The following is a 19225-nucleotide window of genomic DNA, read 5'->3' on the forward strand; positions in this document are numbered from 1 at the left end:
GGCGCATGCGGGCTCGCGGCGAACGCGGCCGCAAGCGCGTCAATATCCGCACGCCGCACGAAGGCGAGAGCGCCGAGAACCAGGGCGCGCGGCGTCGCCTCCCCCATGCGCCAGGCGATCGAGGCGCGGGAGCGGAGCGCGTCATAGACGATGCTGGCGATCCGGGCGCGATCGCCCGATCCCGCGAAGCGATGCGCCGCGCCCCACCCTTTGAGGGCGCCGGCGGCGGGCGATCTGCGGGTTTCGATCTCGGTCAGGACCTCGATCGCGGCGAGCGCGTGGGCTGCGGGGGTCATGGCCTCAGAGCGTGAGCAGGATATGGGCGGCGAACACGGCCCACATGACGAGGAGCACGAGCGCGCCGGCGGCGTAGAACGGAAACCGCAGCTTCAGCCGGTTCGGACCCATGTGCTCCAGCGCATGCAGCCAGCGCAGAACGACGAAGACCCACGCCAGCAGCACGAACAGCAGGTCCGCCTTGTGGGTCAGGATCGCGAGCGGGACCAGCGCGAAGAACAGCGTCGGCAGCTCGAACTGGTTCTGGAAGTTGTCCGCGGCGCACTGCGCCTTGCGGGGCCAGCCGTAGTTGCGCGGGCCCCCTTCCCGCACCTCCACCTGGCCGTCGCGAACCGCGGTCCAGCGCGCGAACCCCATCCGGAACAGCACGAAGAAGACCAGCGCGACCTGAACGAAGACCGGCGCGAGGACGGCGGGAAGAGTCATCGCGCCGGCGCCATCTCAGACGATGCCCGGATAGTTCGGGCTCTCGCGGGTGATCGTCACGTCGTGAACGTGGCTCTCGCGCAGCGACGCGCCCGAGATCCGGACAAAGCGCGCCTTCTGGTGGAGATCCTCGATCGTAGCTGCGCCGACATAGCCCATCGCGGCCCGGAGGCCGCCGGCGAGCTGGTGCAGCACCGCCGAGACCGGACCCTTGTAGGGAACCTGCCCCTCGATGCCCTCGGGCACCAGCTTCAGCCGGTCGTTGACCTCGGCCTGGAAGTAGCGGTCCGCCGAGCCTTGCGCCATCGCGCCGACTGAGCCCATGCCGCGATACGACTTATAGGAGCGGCCCTGGTAGAGGTAGACCTCGCCCGGGCTCTCGTCCGTGCCGGCGAGAAGCGAGCCCACCATAGCCGCGTCGGCGCCGGCGGCGATCGCCTTGGCGAGGTCGCCGGAGTACTTGATGCCGCCGTCGGCGATCACCGGCACGTCAGCCGCCTTCGCGACCTCGACGGACTCCATGATCGCGGTGAGCTGCGGCACGCCCACGCCCGCGACGATGCGGGTGGTGCAGATCGAGCCCGGCCCGATGCCGACCTTCACGGCGTCAGCTCCGGCGTCGATCAGCGCGCGCGTCGCTTCGCCGGTGGCGACGTTGCCGGCGACGATCTGGACCTCGTTCGACAGCCGCTTGATGCGCGCCACGACGTCCAGCACGTGCTGTGAATGACCATGGGCGGTGTCGACGACCACCAGGTCGCAGCCGGCGTCGATGAGCGCCTCGGCGCGCCCGAAGCCCTTGTCGCCGACGGTCGTCGCGGCCGCGACCCGGAGGCGCCCCCGCCCGTCCTTGTTGGCGTTCGGGTTGGCGACAGCCTTCTCGATGTCCTTCACCGTGACGAGGCCGACGCACTCATAGGCGTCGTTGACCACCAGCAGCTTCTCGATCCGGTGGCTGTGCAGCAGGCGCTTCGCCTCGTCCTGGCCGACGCCCTCGGAGACCGTGATGAGGTTGTCGCGCGTCATCAGCTCGGAGACCGGCTGGCGTGGATTGGTCGCGAAGCGGACATCGCGGTTCGTCAGGATCCCGACGAGCTTGCCGGCGCGGCCGGGCGCGCCGCCCTGAACCACCGGGATGCCCGAGATGCGGTAGCGCTTCATCAGCTCAAGCGCGTCCGCGAGCGTCGCGTCCGGCGCGATGGTGACCGGGTTCACCACCATGCCGCTCTCGAACTTCTTGACCTGGAGGACCTCGGCGGCCTGCTCCTCGGGGCTGAGGTTGCGGTGGATGACGCCGATGCCGCCGGCCTGAGCCATGGCGATGGCGAGGCGCGCCTCCGTCACCGTGTCCATGGCGGAGGAGAGGATCGGGATGTTCAGCGAGATGGTGCGCGTCACGCGCGACCGAAGATCGGCCTCGCCGGGCATCACCTCCGAGAGGCCCGGCCGGAGCAGGACGTCGTCGAAGGTTAGCGCCTCGCTGCCGAGTGCGCCGTTGATCCTCTCCATGCCGAACCTCCTGAAACGGGTGTGCGCGTGAGCGCCCGGAGCCGCCCGACGGCGTCCGGCCCCTTGGCGTCTGCGAGGGCGCAGCGCGAGTTGGGGAAGTGGCGCGGACCTTTAGCACGGCCCTGCCCTGACGCAAATGACGGTGTGCGATCTGGGGGCGCCCCCTATATGCGGCAGGCTCATGCCTACTTTCCCGAACGCAGCGGTCCCCAATCGCATCCTCGTCCCCCTGATCGTCGCGTGCGCGCTGTTCATGGAGAACCTGGACAGCACGGTGCTGGCGACCTCGCTGCCGGCGATCGCGGCCGAGCTCAGGATCAACCCGATCGACCTGAAGCTCGCGCTGACCTCCTATCTGCTGAGTCTCGCGGTCTTCATCCCGATCTCGGGCTGGCTCGCGGACCGGCTTGGCGCACGCCTGGTGTTCCGCGCCGCGATCGCGGCCTTCGCGCTCGGGTCGGCGCTCGCGGGCTTCTCCTCCACAATGCCGGAGCTGATCGGCGCGCGCGTCCTGCAGGGCGTCGGCGGCGCCATGATGGTGCCGGTCGGCCGCCTGGTGATTCTCAGGACGGTGCCGAAGTCGGAGCTGGTCGGCTCGCTCGCCTGGCTGACCATCCCGGCGCTGATCGGCCCCGTGCTCGGCCCGCCGGTCGGGGGCTTCATCACCACCTATTTCTCCTGGCGCTGGATCTTCTGGATCAACCTGCCGATCGCGGCGCTCGGAATCGTGCTCGCGACGCTGTTCATCCCGGACGTGCGCGGCGAAGAGCGGACGCCATTCGACGCCCTCGGCTTCGTGCTCTCAGGTTTCGGCCTCGCCGCGATCGTCTCCGGCGCGACCGCGATCGGCCTGGAGGCGCTGCCGCAACTGGCCGCGTTCGCGATTCTCGGCGCCGGGGTGCTCGCCTTCGGCGCCTATGTGCTTCATGCGCAGCGGGCGGAGCACCCGATCCTCGACCTCCGGCTGTTCGCGATCCCGACCTTCCGGGCGGCGATCCTGGGCGGCTCCCTGTTCCGCGTCGGCATCGGCGCCGCGCCCTTCCTGCTTCCTCTGATGCTGCAGGTCGGGTTCGGGATGACCGCCTTCCAGTCCGGAATGCTCACCTTCTCGTCCGCGCTCGGCGCGCTGTTCATGAAGATGGCCGCCAAGCCCATCCTGCAGCGGTTCGGCTTCCGCGCGACCATGATAGTCAACGCGCTCGTGGCCGCCGCGCTGATGACCGCGCCGGCGCTGTTCACCGCCACCACGCCGGTCGCCATCATCCTCGTGGCCCTGCTGGTGGGCGGCTTCTTCCGGTCGCTGCAGTTCACCGCCGTGAACGCGCTCGGCTATGCCGACATCGACACCGCCCGCATGAGCCGCGCGACCAGCCTTGCAAGCGTCGCCCAGCAGATCTCACTGTCTCTCGGGGTCAGCATCGCCGCGCTCGTGCTCGAGGGGCTGCTCGCGCATCGCGGCGGCGTCGAGTTGCGCGCCTCGGACTTCCCCGTGGCGTTCCTGATGATCGGCCTTATCTCGGCGTCGTCGGTGTTCCTGTTCGCGCGGCTCGCTCCGAACGCCGGCGAAGAGGTCTCCGGCCATGTCAGTCCCCAGCCGGACCCGGTGACCGCCGCGCGCGAGCGGGCCTGACCGGCGCTCAGCCGACCGGTCTCGGTTCGCCGCTCTCGTCGATCTCGACCTCCTCCCAGGCCGCGCGGTCCGCGAGCAGAATCGCGACCATTGCGTGGTTGTGCTCGTGGCCTGGCATCACGGCGGTCACGCGCCCCAGAAGGGGGCGGCCGGCCAGCGCATAGTCGCCCACCAGGTCGAGCACGCGGTGGCGCACGGGCTCGTCCGGCATCCGCAGTCCGCCGACCGCCGTCGCGCCCCACAGCGCGGCCGTGTTCGAGAGGCTCGCGCCGCGCAGCACCGGCTCCCGGCTGAAGCGGCCGAACAGCTTCGCCGCCAGGGCCCATTTGAGGCGGCCGAAGCTGCGCGAGGGCGCGAGCTCCCGGACGAACGTCTCCGGGTCGATCGGCCCGCTCCAGCGGAGCTGGCCGAGGCCCTTCAGGGTGACGGACCCTTTCACGGTGAAGGTCCCCGCCGGGTCGATCGACTGCTTGTGGCGGCCGTTGCGGTACTCCACGCGCTTGATCACGCGCAGATAGCGGCGGGGGCGCTCCTGCTCGATCCGCCCTGCCCTCGCGATCAGCGCGCACCAGGGCGCCGCGCTGCCGTCGAAGATCGGCAGCTCCTCGCCCTCGATCTCGATCAGGGCGTTGTCGATCGAGCCGCCCGAGAGCGCCGCCAGCAGGTGCTCGACCGTCCGGACGAGCGGCCCCTCCCCGACCTGAAGAGCGGTGCACAGCGGGCGGGTGCGCTGGTTCGGCCAGAGCGCCGGCACGTCGTGCGCCTCGCCCTTGAGCAGCCGGCGGAACACCAGGCCGTGCCCCGGAGCGGCGGGGATGACGCGCACGCGCGCGTGGCGGCCGGTGTGGAGCCCGGCACCCTCGCAGTCGAACGCCTCGCGCAGCGTCGCCTCCCGGGTGGCGGGAAGCGGGGCGGAGGGGCCGAAAACTGTCATTTCACGGGCCCTCGACGCGAAAAAACATCAGCCCAGACTGGAACTCTGGCCGCATGAGGTGATTGGCTGGCCAGAGGAAGGCCCCTTCCTGACAGAGGAGTAGATCGCCATGAAACGAAGCCTCGCCGCTGCGCTGTGCGTCGTCGCCCTTGCTCCCGCCGCCGCCTTCGCAGCCGACAGTTACGACATCCTCGGGAAGGATGGCTCCAAGATCGGTCAGGTGAAGCTCACCGGCGCCCCCCAGGGCACGCTGATCGACATCGAACTCGTCGGCGGCAGCCTGACGCCCGGCCGCCACGGCCTGCACTTCCATCAGAGCGGCGATTGCTCCGACGTCGGCCAGTACAAGAAGTCCGGCTCGCATGTCGGCCACGCCGAGGGCAAGCACGGCCTGCTCAACCCGAACGGCCCCGAGCCCGGCGACCTGCCGAACCTCGTCGTGGCGCAGGACGGCTCCGCGCAGGTCAACCTCTACACCTCTCTGGTGAAGATCGACGAGTTGAAGGATCAGGACGGCAGCGCTCTGATCATCCACGCGAACGAGGACGACCAGATCTCCCAGCCGATCGGCAAGGCCGGCGACCGGGTCGCCTGCGCGTCGATCAAGTAGCCTCGGGCGGAGCCTGGCGGCCGCGGAAGCCGGTCGCCAGCACATACAGCTCGGACGAGTCCTTGCGGCTCGACGGCGGCTTCACGTGGATCACCTTGGCGTAGTCGCGCTTGAGCTCCGCCAGCAGCTCGGTCTGGGCGCCGCCCTGGAAGACCTTCGCCAGGAACGCGCCGCCGGGGGCCAGCACCTCGGCGGCGAACTGCGCGGCCGCCTCCACCAGCGCCATGATGCGCAGGTGGTCGGTCCGCTGGTGGCCGACCGTGTTCGCCGCCATGTCTGACAGCACGACGTCAGCCTTGCCGCCGAGCCGCTGCTTCAGGAGGTCCGGAGCGTTGTCGTCGAGAAAGTCGAGGACCATGAAGTCCGCGCCCGGCACGGGCTCCATCTCCAGCAGGTCGATCGCGACGATCGAGCCCTTGCCCTCGGTCGCGCCGATCCGCTGCGCGGCGATCTGGCTCCAGCCGCCCGGCGCCGCGCCGAGGTCCACCACCTTCTGGCCGGGCTTCAGGAAGTGGTGCTTGTCGTCGATCTCGATCAGCTTGAAGGCCGCGCGGGAACGGTAGCCCTCGCGCCTCGCGGCCTGGACGTAGGGATCGTTGAGCTGGCGGCTCAGCCAGAGCGTCGAGGCGTGGCTGCGCTTCCTGGCGGTGCGGACCCGAACCTCGAGGCTGCGCCCTGCGCCACCGGAAGCCTTGTCGCTCCCACCGCCGCCCCGCGACCGGGCGCTCAACCGCGTCGTCCTCGGCGTCGCGCTCCGCGACGGCGCCAGGCGCCGTCCGCGCGCATCATCTCGACCAGAATGCCCTCGCGAAGCCCTCGGTCGGCGACCCGCAGCCGCGCCACGGGGAAGGCCCGCCTTATGGCCTCCAGCACCGCGCAGCCGGCGAGCACGAGGTCGGCCCGGTCGGGGCCGATGCACGGGTTCTGGCAGCGCTGGTCGTAGGACATCTCGCGCAGCGACTCGACGACCCGCGTGACGTCGGTCGACGCCATCCACTGCCCGTCGACCAGCCTGCGTTCATAGCGCGGCAGGCCGAGATGAACGCCGGCGATCGTCGTCACCGTCCCGGACGTGCCGAGCAGGTGGATGTCGCTCAGGGACGCGCTCAGCGTCTCGCGCTCCGGGAAAGCCTCGAGCAGCCGCTCGACCTCGCCGACCATGTCCTCGAACACCTCGGTCGAGACCTTCACGCCGCCATAGCGCTCGGCGAGCGTCACCACCCCGACCGGGAGCGAGACCCAGGCCCGCATTGCGAGGTGGCCGGGCCCGCCGCCGCGCCGGCGATCGAGCCAGACGACCTCGGACGATCCGCCGCCGATGTCGAACAGGATCACGCCGCCCGCAGCCGGATCGGCTAGCGAGGCGCAGCCGGCGGCGGCGAGCCGCGCCTCCGTGGCGCGGTCGATGATCTCGAGCTCCAGCCCGGTGTCGGCGCGCACGCGGTCGAGGAACGCCTCGCCATTGTCGGCCTGCCGGCAGGCCTCGGTCGCGATCAGGCGCGAGCGTGACACGCCGCGCGCCTCCATCTTGTCCCGGCACACCGCGAGCGCAGACACCGCGCGCGAGATTGCGCCCTCCGAAAGCCGGCCGCTATGCGCCAGCCCTTCGCCGAGCCGGACGATGCGGGAGAACGAATCCACCACCCGGAAGCCGCCATCCCGGTCCGGCCGGGCGACCAGGAGACGGCAGTTGTTGGTTCCGAGATCGAGCGCCGCATAGGTCGTCGGCTGCGGGCGGACCGGAGCGTCGGCGCAAGCAGAGGTCGCCGCTCCGCGCGCCACGGGAAACGAGAGTCCCGGGGCGGCGAGCGTTACGGCGGAGTGGGACAAAAGCCGGCATCCTTCGCGCCGCGGCCTGGCTCCGGTGAGCTCGAGGCGAGCATCGCGCGTGTGAACAATTCAGGCGGAATTGTAACAGCGAACGGCTCCGTCGCAAGGCAACTCCGCTCGCGCAAAAGTGTTGATCCTCTGTTCAGAAAGGCGCAGGCCAAGCAGCCCGTCACCTCAGGTTGCGGGGATTCGAGGTCACACCAAAGCTCGGGTTAAGGCCCGGCGATCACAGAAAAGCGCGGGGGACCGCCAATGTGGCAGCAAGTTTATGATCCATTCGGCAACGCGGTCGTATCGACCCTCGTCGCCGCCATTCCCGTCGTGGTGCTGCTGGCAGGCATCGGGCTTTTCAGCCTGAAGGCTCATGTCGCGGCCCTGCTCGGGCTGGCCGCGGCGCTGATCATCGCGATTTTCGGCCAGGGGATGCCCGCCGACAAAGCCGGCATGACGGCTCTCTACGGGGCCGCGTTCGGGCTCCTGCCCATCGGCTGGATCATCCTCAACATCATCTTCCTTTACCAACTCACTCTGGAGAAGGGCTATTTCAAGGTCCTGCAGGACTCGATCGCCGGCATCACGGATGATCGGAGGCTGCAACTCCTGCTGATCGCCTTCTGCTTCGGCGCGTTCTTCGAGGGCGCGGGGGGCTTCGGCACCCCGGTCGCCGTCACGGGCGCGATCCTCATCGGCCTCGGCTTCTCTCCGCTCGCCGCCTCCGGCCTGTCGCTGATCGCCAACACCGCGCCCGTCGCCTATGGCGCGCTCGGCACCCCGGTTATCGCGCTCGCGGCCGTCACGGGCCTGCCGCTGCTGGACCTGTCGGCGATGATCGGGCGCCAGCTGCCCTTCTTCTCGGTGCTGGTGCCGTTCTGGCTGATCGTGGCCTTCGCGGGCTTCCGTGGAATGATCCAGATCTTCCCCGCGATCCTGATCGCCGGCGTCAGCTTCGCGATCCCGCAGTTCGTGGTCTCGAACTACCACGGCCCGTGGCTCGTGGACGTCATCGCCTCGGTCGTGTCGATCGCGTGCCTGGCGATGTTTCTGAAGGTCTGGCGGCCAAGCGAGATCTGGACCTCGGCTGAGGGCGCCGCGCCCACCGTCGGCGGCGCCGGCGCGCACGTCTTCGACAAGCATTCGAGCGGCGACGTGCTCCGCGCCTGGCTGCCGTGGCTGATCCTCTCCGTCGTCGTGGTCTGCTGGGGCATCCCGCAGGTGAAGGCGTTCCTCGACAGCTTCGCGCTCGTGAAATTCCCGGTCGCGCATGTGGACCAGCTGATCCAGCGCGTGCCGCCGGTGGTCCCCGCGCCCAAGGCCGAGGCCGCCGTCTTCAGCCTGAACTGGCTGTCGGCGACGGGCAGCGGCATCCTGGTGTCGGCGATCATCGCCGGCTTCGTGATGGGCTTCTCGCCGCTCGGCATGCTCCGGGTTTACGGCCGCACGCTCTATCTCGTCCGCTACTCGCTGCTGACGATTTCGGCGATGCTCGCGCTCGGCTTCGTCACCCGCTACTCGGGCGTCGACGCCACCCTCGGGCTGGCCTTCTCGCAGACCGGAGTGTTCTACCCGTTCTTCGGCGTGCTGCTGGGCTGGCTCGGCGTCGCGCTCACCGGCTCGGACACCTCCTCGAACGTGCTGTTCGGCTCGCTGCAGAAGATCACCGCGGAGCAGCTCGGCCTCTCGCCGACGCTGATGGCCGCGGCCAACTCGTCCGGCGGCGTGATGGGCAAGATGATCGACGCGCAGTCGATCGTCGTCGCCTCCACGGCGACGCGCTGGTACGGCCACGAGGGCGACATCCTGCGCTACGTGTTCTTCCACTCCATCGCGCTTGCGGTCCTGATGGGCCTACTGGTGATGGCGCAAGCCTATGTGCCGCCGTTCACCGAGATGGTGATCCACGCGCCCCCGGCGGCGGTCACGCCATAAGGCGCCCCGCGCTTCGAGGCGGAAGGGCCGGCTCACGCCGGCCCTTCTCGTTTCGTGGCCTGGCCTCAGCGCTGTCCGAGGATCGCGCCGGCCGCCCGGAACGGCGTCTGCAGCGTCGCGGCGGCCGCGTCCAGAACGAAGATTCCGGCCTTCTGCGCGGCGTTGCCCGAGCCGGTCTCGAGCTGCGACTGCAACTGCGGGTAGATCGCCGCGAAGGCCGCGAAGCGGTCGTGATTCGTGCGGTTTTCGGAGGTGAGCTGCGAGATGTCGACGACGCGCAGATTCTCGCTTTTCACCACCTCCTGGACCTCAGGATCCGAGACATCCAGCGCCCCGATCCGGTCGCGGTCACCCGACAGCAGGCGGGACGCGCTCAACGCCCGGTCGTCCTTCGACACGAGCAGCGTGATCGGCGGCGAGAGGCGGCCGACGACGATCAGCTGCTGACGGAAGACGTCGACGTCGATGTCCGGCGCCGCGAGCACGATGTCGTCCAGACGGGCGATGACGCGATCCTGGCCGGTGAGACGCAGCTGACGGAGCGCCTCCACGGTGAGCCAGCCGCCCATGCTGTGGCCGAACACGGTGACGCCGCCGCCCCGGGCGTTCTTCGCGAGTGCCGCGATGACATGGGCGAGACCGTCGCGGGAATAGGTGACCGCCTCCTTGTCGGCCACATAGCCGGTCAGCGCCCCCTGCGAGGGCCAGGCGAACAGCACAGCTGCGCCGCCTACGTCAGCGTCCGCATCCATCTGGGCGAGCCGGAACAGAGATTCCTGGAAGGTGTAGTTATAGCCGTGCACGAAGACGCCGACGCCGCGCCGCGGGCCGCGCGATCGCGCTGCGGCGGCCGCCGTCTGGCTGAGGAACTCGGCTTCCGAAAGCGGCGCGGCCGACACGGTGACGAAATCCCGGGCGGGATTCGGCGTTGCGCCCGGCCACTCGATCGAGCCCGGCCGGTGCGCAGGAGGAATCGAGATGACGTAGCGCGCGTAGTGCAGCGCCCGCGAGCGGCCGTCGGTGAACACGGTCGGCGCTCCTGGCGCGGGCTCGCGCGTGGTGGCGACGTAGACCGTGACCTGCTTGGCGCCGCCTGCGGCCGGCGTCGGCGTCAGGACGCGCGCGTCCGGCCGCGAAGCGCAGGCGGCGAGGCAAAGCGCGATCGCTCCCACCACGAGCCTCAGCGTGAGCAGCCCGAGCCGCGATGATTCGCTCTGCGTCGGCGCCGCGCCGTGTCCTCCGGACCGAATCCGGACCGACTCTCCTGCTGCCCCCAACGGGTGCCCCCCTGCCTGCCGCGCGGAACCGCGCCTGCCCGGTTTAGCAGCAAGGGGCGGCAAGACAGAAGCTCCCGAGAGCGCCAGCCGCAGCGGGTTGAACCACAGCTTAAGGTTTTGAGCCCACAAGACCGCTCAGCCCCGTCGACGTTCAGGCGGCCTCTTGCTCGGGCGATCCGAACCCGCTAGAGGGAACGCGTTGCGAACGGCGCTCACGGCCTCGCTCGCGGTCGCCCCGCCTCGACTGGACGGAGGCGGCGCACTCCCCTGCTGGGGGATAGTTTAACGGTAGAACAGCGGACTCTGACTCCGTTAGTCGTGGTTCGAATCCACGTCCCCCAGCCACTTCCTCCGGTCGATCCGCGCACCGAGCGCTTTTCTTCGCAAGGTGAGAGCCGTCCGCCTGGAAGCGGCCGTCGGCGTGTCCGGGCCTCGCCTGCGGTCGGAGCCCCGAAGATCATTCGTCGCCGGATCAGCGGAGCGCGCGGTGAGCTACGCCGTCAAAGAGATCTTTAAGACCCTCCAGGGCGAAGGCGCCCAGGCGGGGCGCGCCGCTGTGTTCTGCCGTTTCGCCGGCTGCAATCTGTGGTCCGGCCGCGAAGCTGACCGCGCTACGGCGGTCTGCCGGTTCTGCGACACCGACTTCGTCGGAATGGACGGCGAAGGCGGCGGACGATTCGCAGGCGCGACCGAACTCGCCGAAGCCATCGAGGCCGCCTGGGGCTCGTCGTCGGCCGGGCGATATGTGGTGTTCACCGGCGGCGAGCCGCTGCTCCAGCTGGACGCCGCGCTGCTCGCGGAGGTTCGAGCCCGCGGCTTCGAAAGCGCGGTCGAGACCAACGGCACGATCGAGCCGCCCGCAGGGCTGGACTGGATCTGCGTCAGCCCGAAAGCGGACGCCGCGCTCCAGCTGAGGCATGGCGACGAGTTGAAGCTCGTCTATCCGCAGGAGGGCGTCGACCCCGCCGCCTTCGAGGCCCTGCCCTTCCGGCATTTCTGGCTGCAGCCGATGGACGGGCCCCGCCGGGCCGAGAACATGGCGGCGGCCGCCGCCTATTGTCTGGCGAACCCGCCGTGGCGGCTCGGCCTCCAGACGCACAAGATCGCAGGACTGCCATGAAGATCACCCAGGCGTTCACCTTCGAGGCAGCGCACCGCCTGCCGAACGTACCCGAGACGCATCGCTGCCATCGGATGCACGGCCACTCCTACCGCGTGGAGCTGACGCTCGAGGGAGAGGTCGATCCCGCGACCGGCTTCGTGGTGGATTTCTTCGACGTCGAGGCCGCGTTCGGGCCGCTGCGCCAGCAGCTCGACCACCACACGCTGAACGAGGTTCCGGGCCTCGCGAATCCGACCGCCGAGCACATCGCGATGTGGATCTGGGAGAGGTCGAAGCCCGCGCTGCCGCACCTCAGCGCCGTAAAGGTCTTCGAGACGCCCTACTGCTGGGCCGAGTTTTCGGGCGCCTGATGCGCTGAGAGCGCGATTGACACGGCGGGCGCGCGGCCTCACCTGCAGGTCACCGAAATCACGCCCTTCTGAGGTCTCGCGGCGCGGCCGACGCGCCGGCCGTGAGCGAAGCCATCGTCAGGGGATCTGAAATGCCCGCCTATCGCTCCCGCACCACCACGCACGGCCGCAACATGGCCGGCGCGCGCGGCCTCTGGCGCGCGACGGGGATGAAGGACAGCGATTTCGGCAAGCCGATCATCGCGGTGGTGAACTCCTTCACGCAGTTCGTGCCGGGCCACGTCCACCTCAAGGACCTCGGCCAGCTGGTCGCGCGCGAGATCGAGAAGGCCGGCGGCGTCGCCAAGGAATTCAACACGATCGCCGTCGACGACGGCATCGCGATGGGCCACGACGGCATGCTCTACAGCCTGCCGTCGCGCGAACTGATCGCCGACAGCGTCGAATACATGGTCAACGCGCATTGCGCGGACGCCATGGTCTGCATCTCGAACTGCGACAAGATCACCCCCGGCATGCTGATGGCGGCGCTCCGCCTCAACATCCCCGCGGTGTTCGTCTCCGGCGGCCCGATGGAGGCCGGCAAGGTCGTCCTGCGCGGCAAGGAAGTCGCGCTCGACCTGGTGGACGCCATGGTGGCGGCGGCCGACGACCGCGTCGCGGCCGAGGACGTCGAGATCATCGAGCGCTCCGCCTGCCCGACCTGCGGCTCCTGCTCGGGCATGTTCACCGCGAATTCGATGAACTGCCTGACCGAAGCGCTCGGGCTCTCGCTCCCGGGCAACGGCTCGACCCTCGCCACCCATGCGGACCGCGAGCGGCTGTTCGTGGAGGCGGGCCATCTGATTGTCGATCTCGCCCGCCGTTACTATGAAGGCGACGACGCCTCCGTGCTGCCGCGCTCGGTGGCGAGCTTCGCCGCCTTCGAGAACGCGATGAGCCTCGACATCGCGATGGGGGGCTCCACCAACACCGTGCTGCATCTGCTCGCCGCCGCGCATGAGGCGGAGGTGCCCTTCACGATGGAGGACATCGACCGCCTGTCACGCCGCGTTCCGGTGCTCTGCAAGGTCGCGCCCGCGAAGTCCGACGTGCATATGGAGGACGTCCATCGCGCCGGCGGCGTCATGGGCATCCTCGGAGAGCTCGCGCGCGCGGGCCTGCTCAACCTCGACCTGCCGACCATTCACAGCGCCACGCTCGGCGAGGCGCTGGAGCGCTGGGACGTGGCGGTGAGCCACAGCGAGGCGGTGAAGACCTTCTATCGCGCGGCCCCGGGCGGCGTGCCGACGCAGACCGCGTTCAGCCAGGCGCAGCGCTGGGAGGAACTCGATCTCGACCGCGAGGGCGGCGTCATCCGCAGCGCTGAGCACGCCTTCTCGCAGGACGGCGGCCTCGCGGTTCTCAAGGGCGATCTCGCCGAGGACGGCTGCATCGTGAAGACCGCCGGCGTCGACGAGTCGATCCTCACCTTCTCGGGCCCCGCGAAGGTGTTCGAGAGCCAGGACGACGCGGTCAGCGGCATCCTGACCGGCAAGGTCAAGCCGGGCGAAGTTGTGGTCATCCGCTACGAAGGCCCCCGCGGCGGCCCCGGCATGCAGGAGATGCTCTATCCGACGAGCTACCTGAAATCGAAGGGGCTCGGGAAGGCCTGCGCGCTCGTCACGGATGGCCGGTTCTCGGGCGGCTCCTCGGGCCTCTCGATCGGCCACGTCTCGCCGGAAGCGGCGGAGGGCGGGTTGATCGCGCTGGTGCAGGACGGCGACATGATCGAGATCGACATCCCGAACCGGTCGATCCGACTTGCGGTCGCGCCGGAGCTCGTCGCCGCGCGGCGGGCGGCCGAGGAAGCCAAGGGACCGGGCGCGTGGAAGCCCGCCGCCCGCGAACGCAAGGTCTCGTCGGCGCTCAGGGCCTACGCGGCCTTCACCACCAGCGCCGCGAAGGGCGCGGTTCGGGACGTCGACCAGATCCGCTGATCGACCGCCTCCAATCGCTGAGCTTACGGCCGCGGCGAGCGCCGGCCACACGCGGCTTTCAAAAGTCGCATATCCTGAAACCGCAGCCGCCGGCCGGCGGCGCGACGGAGACAGCAAGACATGCCGCTTCTACGCTTTGACCTCATCGAAGGCCGCACGGAGGCCGAGATCGAGACCCTGCTGGACGCCGCGCACCGCGCGATGCTCGAGGCGTTCGGGGTCCCGGAACGCGACCGCTACCAGATCGTGCAGGAACACAAGCCCAGCCGGGTTCGCATCGAGGACACCGGGCTCGGCATCCAGCGCACGGAGAAGGTCATCATCGTTTCGGTGACGACGCGCCCCAGAAGCGTGGAGCAGAAGCAGGCCTTCTATCGGCTGCTGTGCGAAGCGCTGGAGAAGGATTGCGGGATGGCGGCGAGCGACGTGATGGTCAACTTCGTCACCAACAGCGACGCCGACTGGTCGTTCGGCGACGGAGAGGCTCAGTTCCTCATCGGCAAGCTGGGCGCCAAAGCGCCGCAGTAAACGACGGCCGGCCTCGCCGCAGCGAGGCCGGCCGTGCTTCAGTTCTTCGCGAGCGCTTCGAGCTCGTCCAGGGACAGCATCCAGCCGGAGTCGGTCGCGATCGTGATGCGATCCTCCGCCTGCCTCCCGAGTTCGCGCGCGAGGCTCAGCGCTTCAATGACTGTGGGAACGACAGTGGCGACCGGCGACGGCTCAGCCTGCGAAATGACCGTGTAGGACATCTCTCCTCCATCTACACCCTTTGGCGTAGATGAAGATGGAGCGGTTTTCGCGTCGCTTCAAGCGTGGATGCGCCCTGAGCGACGGAGAATTTTTTCAGCCTCGCCTGAGCACGAGGTCCGTACGGCCCGGTCGGCTGAGCGCGTATTCGCCGTTCGGCCGCCGGGACAGGAAAGCGATCGTGCGGCCTCCGGCGGCCGCGAGACCGATGCCATCGCTCGCCGGCCGCCACGCGACGACCGCCCCGAGTCCAAGCTGCTCCAGGCACGCCTGATCGGCCTCGACCGCATGATCCCGCCCGGCCGGCCGCGTGGTCAGCGTCAGCCGGCACGTGCGCGCGCCCTCGGCGATCGCCCACTGGCCGGCGAGATCCGACGCTTCCGGCAGTGCGGGCATGCTCATCGCCGATCCTCCGCAGCAGATTAGGGCCGCCGCGACGGCCGCCCGGGGCCATTCTCGCATCGCTCCGCCTCCCTGACACTACGGATTGTCCGTAACTCAGCACCCCCTCACCATAGCGCCCGACGGCGGCGCGTCTGCGCGCGACGTCCGGGAGAGCCTTTCCATGCCCCACGAGCCATTCGCCGGCAACGACGAGCCGCAGTACTTCCTCGACGCCGCAGACCGTGGCGGAACGGGGCCGAACGGGAAGACCTCCTTTACGGTCGATGAGGCGGCCGTCCAGCTCAACCGTGCGGGCTATGGCTGGAACGGCGTCGGCGTGGCCGGTCAGCCGGTTTCCGTCACCTACTCCTTCATGGGCGTCGCGCCCGCGCAGATGCCGAACGGCACAAGCGGCTTCAGCGCCTTCAGCGCCTTGCAGATCGCGCAGGCGGAGCTTGCGCTGCAGTCCTGGTCCGACCTCGCCAACATCACCTTCACGCGCGTCGGCGGCGACGGCTACTCGAGCTCCAGCCAGATCACCTTCGCCAACTACAACAGCGGCGCCGCCGGGGCCGGCGCGTTCGGCTATTACCCGCCCGCGGGCGGCGGCGTGTGGGTCAACATCTCCCAGACCGCGAACCAGAGCCCTGGCAATCTGAACTATGGCCGCCAGACGCTGACGCACGAGATCGGGCACACGATCGGCTTCCAGCACCCCGGCGACTACAACGCCGGCAATGGCAACCCGACCTATGACGACGCCGTGTATTACGAGGACAGCCGTCAGTACTCGCTGATGAGCTACTGGTCGGAGACCAACACCGGCGGCGACTTCCAGGGCAACTACGCCGCCGCGCCGCTGCTCGACGACATCGCCGCGGTCCAGCGCCTCTACGGCGCCAACATGACGACGCGCACCGGCGATTCCGTCTACGGTTTCAACTCGAACACGAACCGCGACTTCTACACCGCGACGACGGCGACTTCAGAACTGGTGTTCGCGGCCTGGGACGCCGGCGGAACCGACACGTTCGACTTCTCGGGTTATGCGGACAACCAGACGATCGAGCTGCGCCAGGGCTTCTTCTCGAATGTCGGCGGCCTGACCGGCAACGTCTCGATCGCGATGGGCGCGGTGATCGAGAACGCGGTGGGAGGCTCCGGCCGCGACTACATCACCGGAAACTCGGCCGCGAACGTGCTCAGCGGCGGCGCCGGCAACGACATGCTCTACGGCCGCGAGGGCAATGACATCCTGCTCGGCGGAGGCGCCACGGCGGCCCGGCCATCCGGCATCTCGCTGGGCTCCGGGCAGCTCAACCAGACCGCCAACGCGGGCAACAACTCGCAGGGGACGGCGGTCGATCTCAGCAGCCGCTTCAGCCTCGCCAGCGACCCGAACATCGGCAACTCGACGAGCACGCCCCATGTGACGGTGCAGGGCGTCGGCGCGGGCGCGACCTCCCCCAGCGGCGACTTCTATCGGGTCACCATCAACAATCCGGGCGCGACCATCGTGGTCGACGTCGACCAGGCGGGGCTCGCCGCTCCGCTCGGCGACACCTACGTCTCGATCTTCAACTCCGCCGGCCAGGAAGTCGCGCACAACGACGACAGCCTGGTGAGCGACGGAGCGGGCGGCTCGACGAGCACTCTCGACTCCTATCTCACCTACACCTTCGCGACGGCCGGGACCTACTACATCCAGATCCGCTCCTTCTACGGCCAGATCACGGCCGGCGAGCACTATCGCTTCCAGTTGTCGATCAGCGGAGAGCTCGGCGGCGGCGCCGAGGCGCTCGACGGCGGGACCGGCGCCGACCGGATGGAAGGCGGCGCCGGCGACCACATCTACTATGTCGACAACGCTGGCGACCGGTTGATCGAGGCGAACGTCGCGGGCACGGACCTCGTCAACTCGTCCGTGTCGTTCTCACTCGCCGGGCAGTATGTCGAGAACCTGACCCTGACCGGAACCCGCGCCATCAACGGCACGGGCAACAGCCTCGCCAACCTCATCATCGGCAATTCCGGGAACAACGATCTCGACGGCGCGAGCGGCGCCGACACCATGCAGGGCGGCGTGGGCGACGACGATTACTTCGTCCAGAACGCCGGAGACCGGGTGATCGAGGCGAGCGGCCAGGGCCTCGACCGCGTGTACTCCTCGGTCTCCTTCTCGCTCGCCGGGCAGTACATCGAGCAACTGACGCTGACCGGAACCGGAGCCATCAACGGGACCGGAAACAGCCTCGCCAATCTGATCGTCGGCAATTCCGGCAACAACGATCTCGACGGCGGGACCGGCGCCGACACCATGCAGGGCGGCCTGGGCGACGATGATTACTTCGTCCAGAACTCCGGGGACCGGGTGGTCGAGGCGAGCGGCCAAGGCCTCGACCGCGTGTACGCCTCGGTCTCGTTCTCGCTCGCGGGACAGTACATCGAGCGGCTGGCGCTCACCGGCTCGGCGAACATCAACGCCACCGGCAACACGCTCGACAACCGGATCGTCGGCAATTCAGGCGACAACGTCGTCGACGCCGGCAAGGGTCAGGATCGGATCGCCGGCGGCGACGGGCGCGACACCTTCGCCTTCACCACCGCGCTCGGCGCCTCGAACGTCGACACCATCACGATTTCAGGGCGGTCGACGACACCATCCGGCTGGAGAACGGCGTGTTCACCGGGCTCGCGGCGGGCGCGCTCACTTCGGGCGCGTTCTACGCAGGGACCGCGGCGCACGACGCCAATGATCGCATCATCTACGACCAGGCGTCCGGCTCGCTGTTCTTCGACCGCGACGGAACCGGCGGCACTTACGCGGCCGTCCGCTTCGCGATCCTCGAGAACCATGCGGCGATCACCGCGGCGGACTTCACCGTCGTGTAAAGCCCTCGGCGCGGCGGCCTCAGTCGAGATAGACGGTCTCGGCCGCCGCATCGAGGTCGCCCGGCCGCCATGTCGGCTCCGGGATCTCACCACGCTCGGAAGCGTTGAACCGCCAGCAATTGCGGCCGGCCGCCTTCGCCTCGTAAAGCGCCTCGTCGGCGAGCAACATCAGGTGCTGCGGGTCGGTCGCGCTGTCCGGCGCGAGCGCGCCGCCGACGGTGATGCTCGGCGTCACGACCACCCCGCCGAGATCGCAGGGCTGGTTGACCATCTCGACCAGCCGCTTGGCGAGGCTCGCGGCGTCGGCCGCAGACGGCACCGGCGCCACCACGGCGAACTCGTCGCCGCCGATCCGGGCCACTAGGTCGGTCACCCGCACCGAGGTCCGCAACCGGTTGGCGACCTCGATCAGCAGGCTGTCGCCGCGGGCGTGGCCGTAGGTGTCGTTGACGCCCTTGAAATGGTCGAGGTCGATCAGCAGCAGGGTGAACCGCTTGCCGCGGTTGCGGGCGCCGGCCATCGCGGCGTCGAGCGCGTCGACGAAGCGCGAACGATTGACCAGAGTCGTCAGGCCGTCATGCATCGCCCGATAGGCGAACATGCGCTTGAGCCGCTGCTGGTCGTGCACGACGGCGGCCACGATGATGCTGGGCGCGCAGAGCAGCGCCAGCGAGAAATATCGCAGGAATTCTTCCTGCGTCGCCTCCGAGGCCGCGAACAGCGGCGGCCACTGGCCGCGCTCGGCGAAGGCGACAAGGGCGCAGAAGAACGCGAAGGCGGCGACGTTCGTGGCGAACGGGCCGAGCCGCAGGGCGAACCACAGCAGCGCCGCCGAAGCCGCGATCGAGAACATCGCGCTCGCCTGGCTCGTCGCCGCCACGATCAGACCCGCCATCAGCAGAGCCGCGGCCGCGTACTCCCAGATCTTCGGCGCGGGCTCGGCGTCCAGATCGGCTCCGACGCTCTCTTCGCGGCCATATGTCAGGATCACGCCGAGCACGAACACCGTCGAGACGGATTCGACGACCCAGTGGCTCGCCGCGCCGAGCAGGCGGTCGCGCCAGTCGCCGGCGAGGACGACGAAGTCGACGAGCGACCCCACGAGCGGCGCGCTGACGGCCACCAGGACGGCCGCCGCTGCGATCCTGAGCGGAGAGCTCAGGCGTCCCGAACCGCGCATCCACAGAAAGGCGGCCGAGCCGGAGCCCACCATGAGAAGGGAGTGAGCGACCGCCGGCAGCCACACGGCGAGAGCGTCCCCGAAAAGCGCGGCGACGGCCGCGTGGGCCGCCTTCATCTCGTCTATCTGAA

16 protein-coding genes, 1 tRNA gene and 2 pseudogenes are annotated in these 19225 nt (G+C 69.2%); 9 read left to right on the plus strand and 10 right to left on the minus strand.

The features are described from left to right. The 3 genes and pseudogenes from ACIKT0_RS03345 to guaB form a co-directional block, all read right to left on the minus strand. Positions 1-296: pseudogene (locus ACIKT0_RS03345) on the minus strand (MFS transporter); the annotation flags it as partial. Positions 297-300: 4 nt separating this feature from the next. Further along, a complete protein-coding gene (locus ACIKT0_RS03350; RefSeq protein WP_407103992.1) occupies positions 301-723 on the minus strand; it encodes an MAPEG family protein in 423 nt (140 codons plus the stop codon). Between the two features lie 15 nt (positions 724-738). Then, positions 739-2232, minus strand: a complete 1494-nt coding sequence (guaB, locus tag ACIKT0_RS03355) for an IMP dehydrogenase (protein WP_407103993.1) — start codon at positions 2230-2232, stop codon at positions 739-741. A gap of 181 nt (positions 2233-2413) precedes the next feature. Here guaB and ACIKT0_RS03360 point away from each other — a divergent pair, with 181 nt between their 5' ends. After that, positions 2414-3862, plus strand: a complete 1449-nt coding sequence (locus tag ACIKT0_RS03360; protein ID WP_407103994.1) for an MFS transporter — start codon at positions 2414-2416, stop codon at positions 3860-3862. Between the two features lie 7 nt (positions 3863-3869). On the opposite strand, the gene ACIKT0_RS03365 is transcribed toward ACIKT0_RS03360, so the two are convergent. After that, positions 3870-4796: a UDP-3-O-acyl-N-acetylglucosamine deacetylase gene (locus ACIKT0_RS03365; RefSeq protein ID WP_407103995.1), complete on the minus strand. Its 927-nt coding sequence runs from the start codon at positions 4794-4796 to the stop codon at positions 3870-3872. A gap of 109 nt (positions 4797-4905) precedes the next feature. Between ACIKT0_RS03365 and ACIKT0_RS03370 the strand changes: the two genes are divergently transcribed. Next, entirely contained in the window at positions 4906-5406 is a 501-nt protein-coding gene (locus ACIKT0_RS03370) for a superoxide dismutase family protein (RefSeq protein WP_407103996.1), read from the plus strand. On the opposite strand, the gene ACIKT0_RS03375 is transcribed toward ACIKT0_RS03370, so the two are convergent. Together ACIKT0_RS03375 and ACIKT0_RS03380 are read right to left on the minus strand one after the other, a co-directional pair. Next, entirely contained in the window at positions 5399-6136 is a 738-nt protein-coding gene (locus ACIKT0_RS03375) for an RlmE family RNA methyltransferase (protein WP_407103997.1), read from the minus strand. The two genes, ACIKT0_RS03370 and ACIKT0_RS03375, sit on opposite strands and share 8 nt — an antisense overlap. Beyond that, entirely contained in the window at positions 6133-7236 is a 1104-nt protein-coding gene (locus tag ACIKT0_RS03380; protein ID WP_407103998.1) for a Ppx/GppA phosphatase family protein, read from the minus strand. Before ACIKT0_RS03380 ends, ACIKT0_RS03375 begins: the two co-directional genes overlap by 4 nt. A gap of 252 nt (positions 7237-7488) precedes the next feature. On the opposite strand from ACIKT0_RS03380, the gene ACIKT0_RS03385 reads away from it, so the two are divergent. Further along, a complete protein-coding gene (locus ACIKT0_RS03385) occupies positions 7489-9162 on the plus strand; it encodes an L-lactate permease (RefSeq protein ID WP_407103999.1) in 1674 nt (557 codons plus the stop codon). Positions 9163-9227: 65 nt separating this feature from the next. Here ACIKT0_RS03385 and ACIKT0_RS03390 read toward each other — a convergent pair whose 3' ends face one another. After that, a complete protein-coding gene (locus ACIKT0_RS03390) occupies positions 9228-10334 on the minus strand; it encodes an alpha/beta hydrolase (RefSeq protein ID WP_407104000.1) in 1107 nt (368 codons plus the stop codon). 376 nt (positions 10335-10710) lie between these two features. On the opposite strand from ACIKT0_RS03390, the gene ACIKT0_RS03395 reads away from it, so the two are divergent. The 5 genes from ACIKT0_RS03395 to ACIKT0_RS03415 all read left to right on the plus strand — a co-directional run bounded on the left by ACIKT0_RS03395 (position 10711) and on the right by ACIKT0_RS03415 (position 14419). After that, positions 10711-10784, plus strand: a tRNA-Gln gene (locus ACIKT0_RS03395). Between the two features lie 142 nt (positions 10785-10926). Then, entirely contained in the window at positions 10927-11559 is a 633-nt protein-coding gene (queE, locus tag ACIKT0_RS03400; protein ID WP_407104001.1) for a 7-carboxy-7-deazaguanine synthase, read from the plus strand. Continuing rightward, positions 11556-11912: a 6-carboxytetrahydropterin synthase QueD gene (queD, locus tag ACIKT0_RS03405; RefSeq protein ID WP_407104002.1), complete on the plus strand. Its 357-nt coding sequence runs from the start codon at positions 11556-11558 to the stop codon at positions 11910-11912. Before queE ends, queD begins: the two co-directional genes overlap by 4 nt. A gap of 131 nt (positions 11913-12043) precedes the next feature. Beyond that, on the plus strand, positions 12044-13891 hold the full coding sequence (ilvD, locus tag ACIKT0_RS03410) for a dihydroxy-acid dehydratase (protein WP_407104003.1): 1848 nt from the start codon (positions 12044-12046) through the stop codon (positions 13889-13891). Between the two features lie 120 nt (positions 13892-14011). Continuing rightward, positions 14012-14419, plus strand: a complete 408-nt coding sequence (locus ACIKT0_RS03415) for a tautomerase family protein (protein ID WP_407104004.1) — start codon at positions 14012-14014, stop codon at positions 14417-14419. A 38-nt stretch (positions 14420-14457) separates the two neighbouring features. On the opposite strand, the gene ACIKT0_RS03420 is transcribed toward ACIKT0_RS03415, so the two are convergent. Together ACIKT0_RS03420 and ACIKT0_RS03425 are read right to left on the minus strand one after the other, a co-directional pair. Next, entirely contained in the window at positions 14458-14640 is a 183-nt protein-coding gene (locus tag ACIKT0_RS03420) for a hypothetical protein (protein WP_407104005.1), read from the minus strand. Between the two features lie 94 nt (positions 14641-14734). Next, positions 14735-15040: an AprI/Inh family metalloprotease inhibitor gene (locus ACIKT0_RS03425; RefSeq protein ID WP_407104006.1), complete on the minus strand. Its 306-nt coding sequence runs from the start codon at positions 15038-15040 to the stop codon at positions 14735-14737. Positions 15041-15416: 376 nt separating this feature from the next. Between ACIKT0_RS03425 and ACIKT0_RS03430 the strand changes: the two are divergent. Then, a pseudogene (locus tag ACIKT0_RS03430) lies at positions 15417-17600 on the plus strand (M57 family metalloprotease); the annotation flags it as partial. A 333-nt stretch (positions 17601-17933) separates the two neighbouring features. On the opposite strand, the gene ACIKT0_RS03435 reads toward ACIKT0_RS03430, so the two are convergent. Beyond that, a partial coding sequence (locus ACIKT0_RS03435; RefSeq protein ID WP_407104007.1) for a diguanylate cyclase domain-containing protein occupies positions 17934-19225 on the minus strand: 1292 nt, incomplete at its 5' end.

Origin of the sequence: Hansschlegelia beijingensis (assembly GCF_045505405.1) — a bacterium.
GTDB classification, from domain to species: domain Bacteria; phylum Pseudomonadota; class Alphaproteobacteria; order Rhizobiales; family Methylopilaceae; genus Methylopila; species Methylopila beijingensis_A.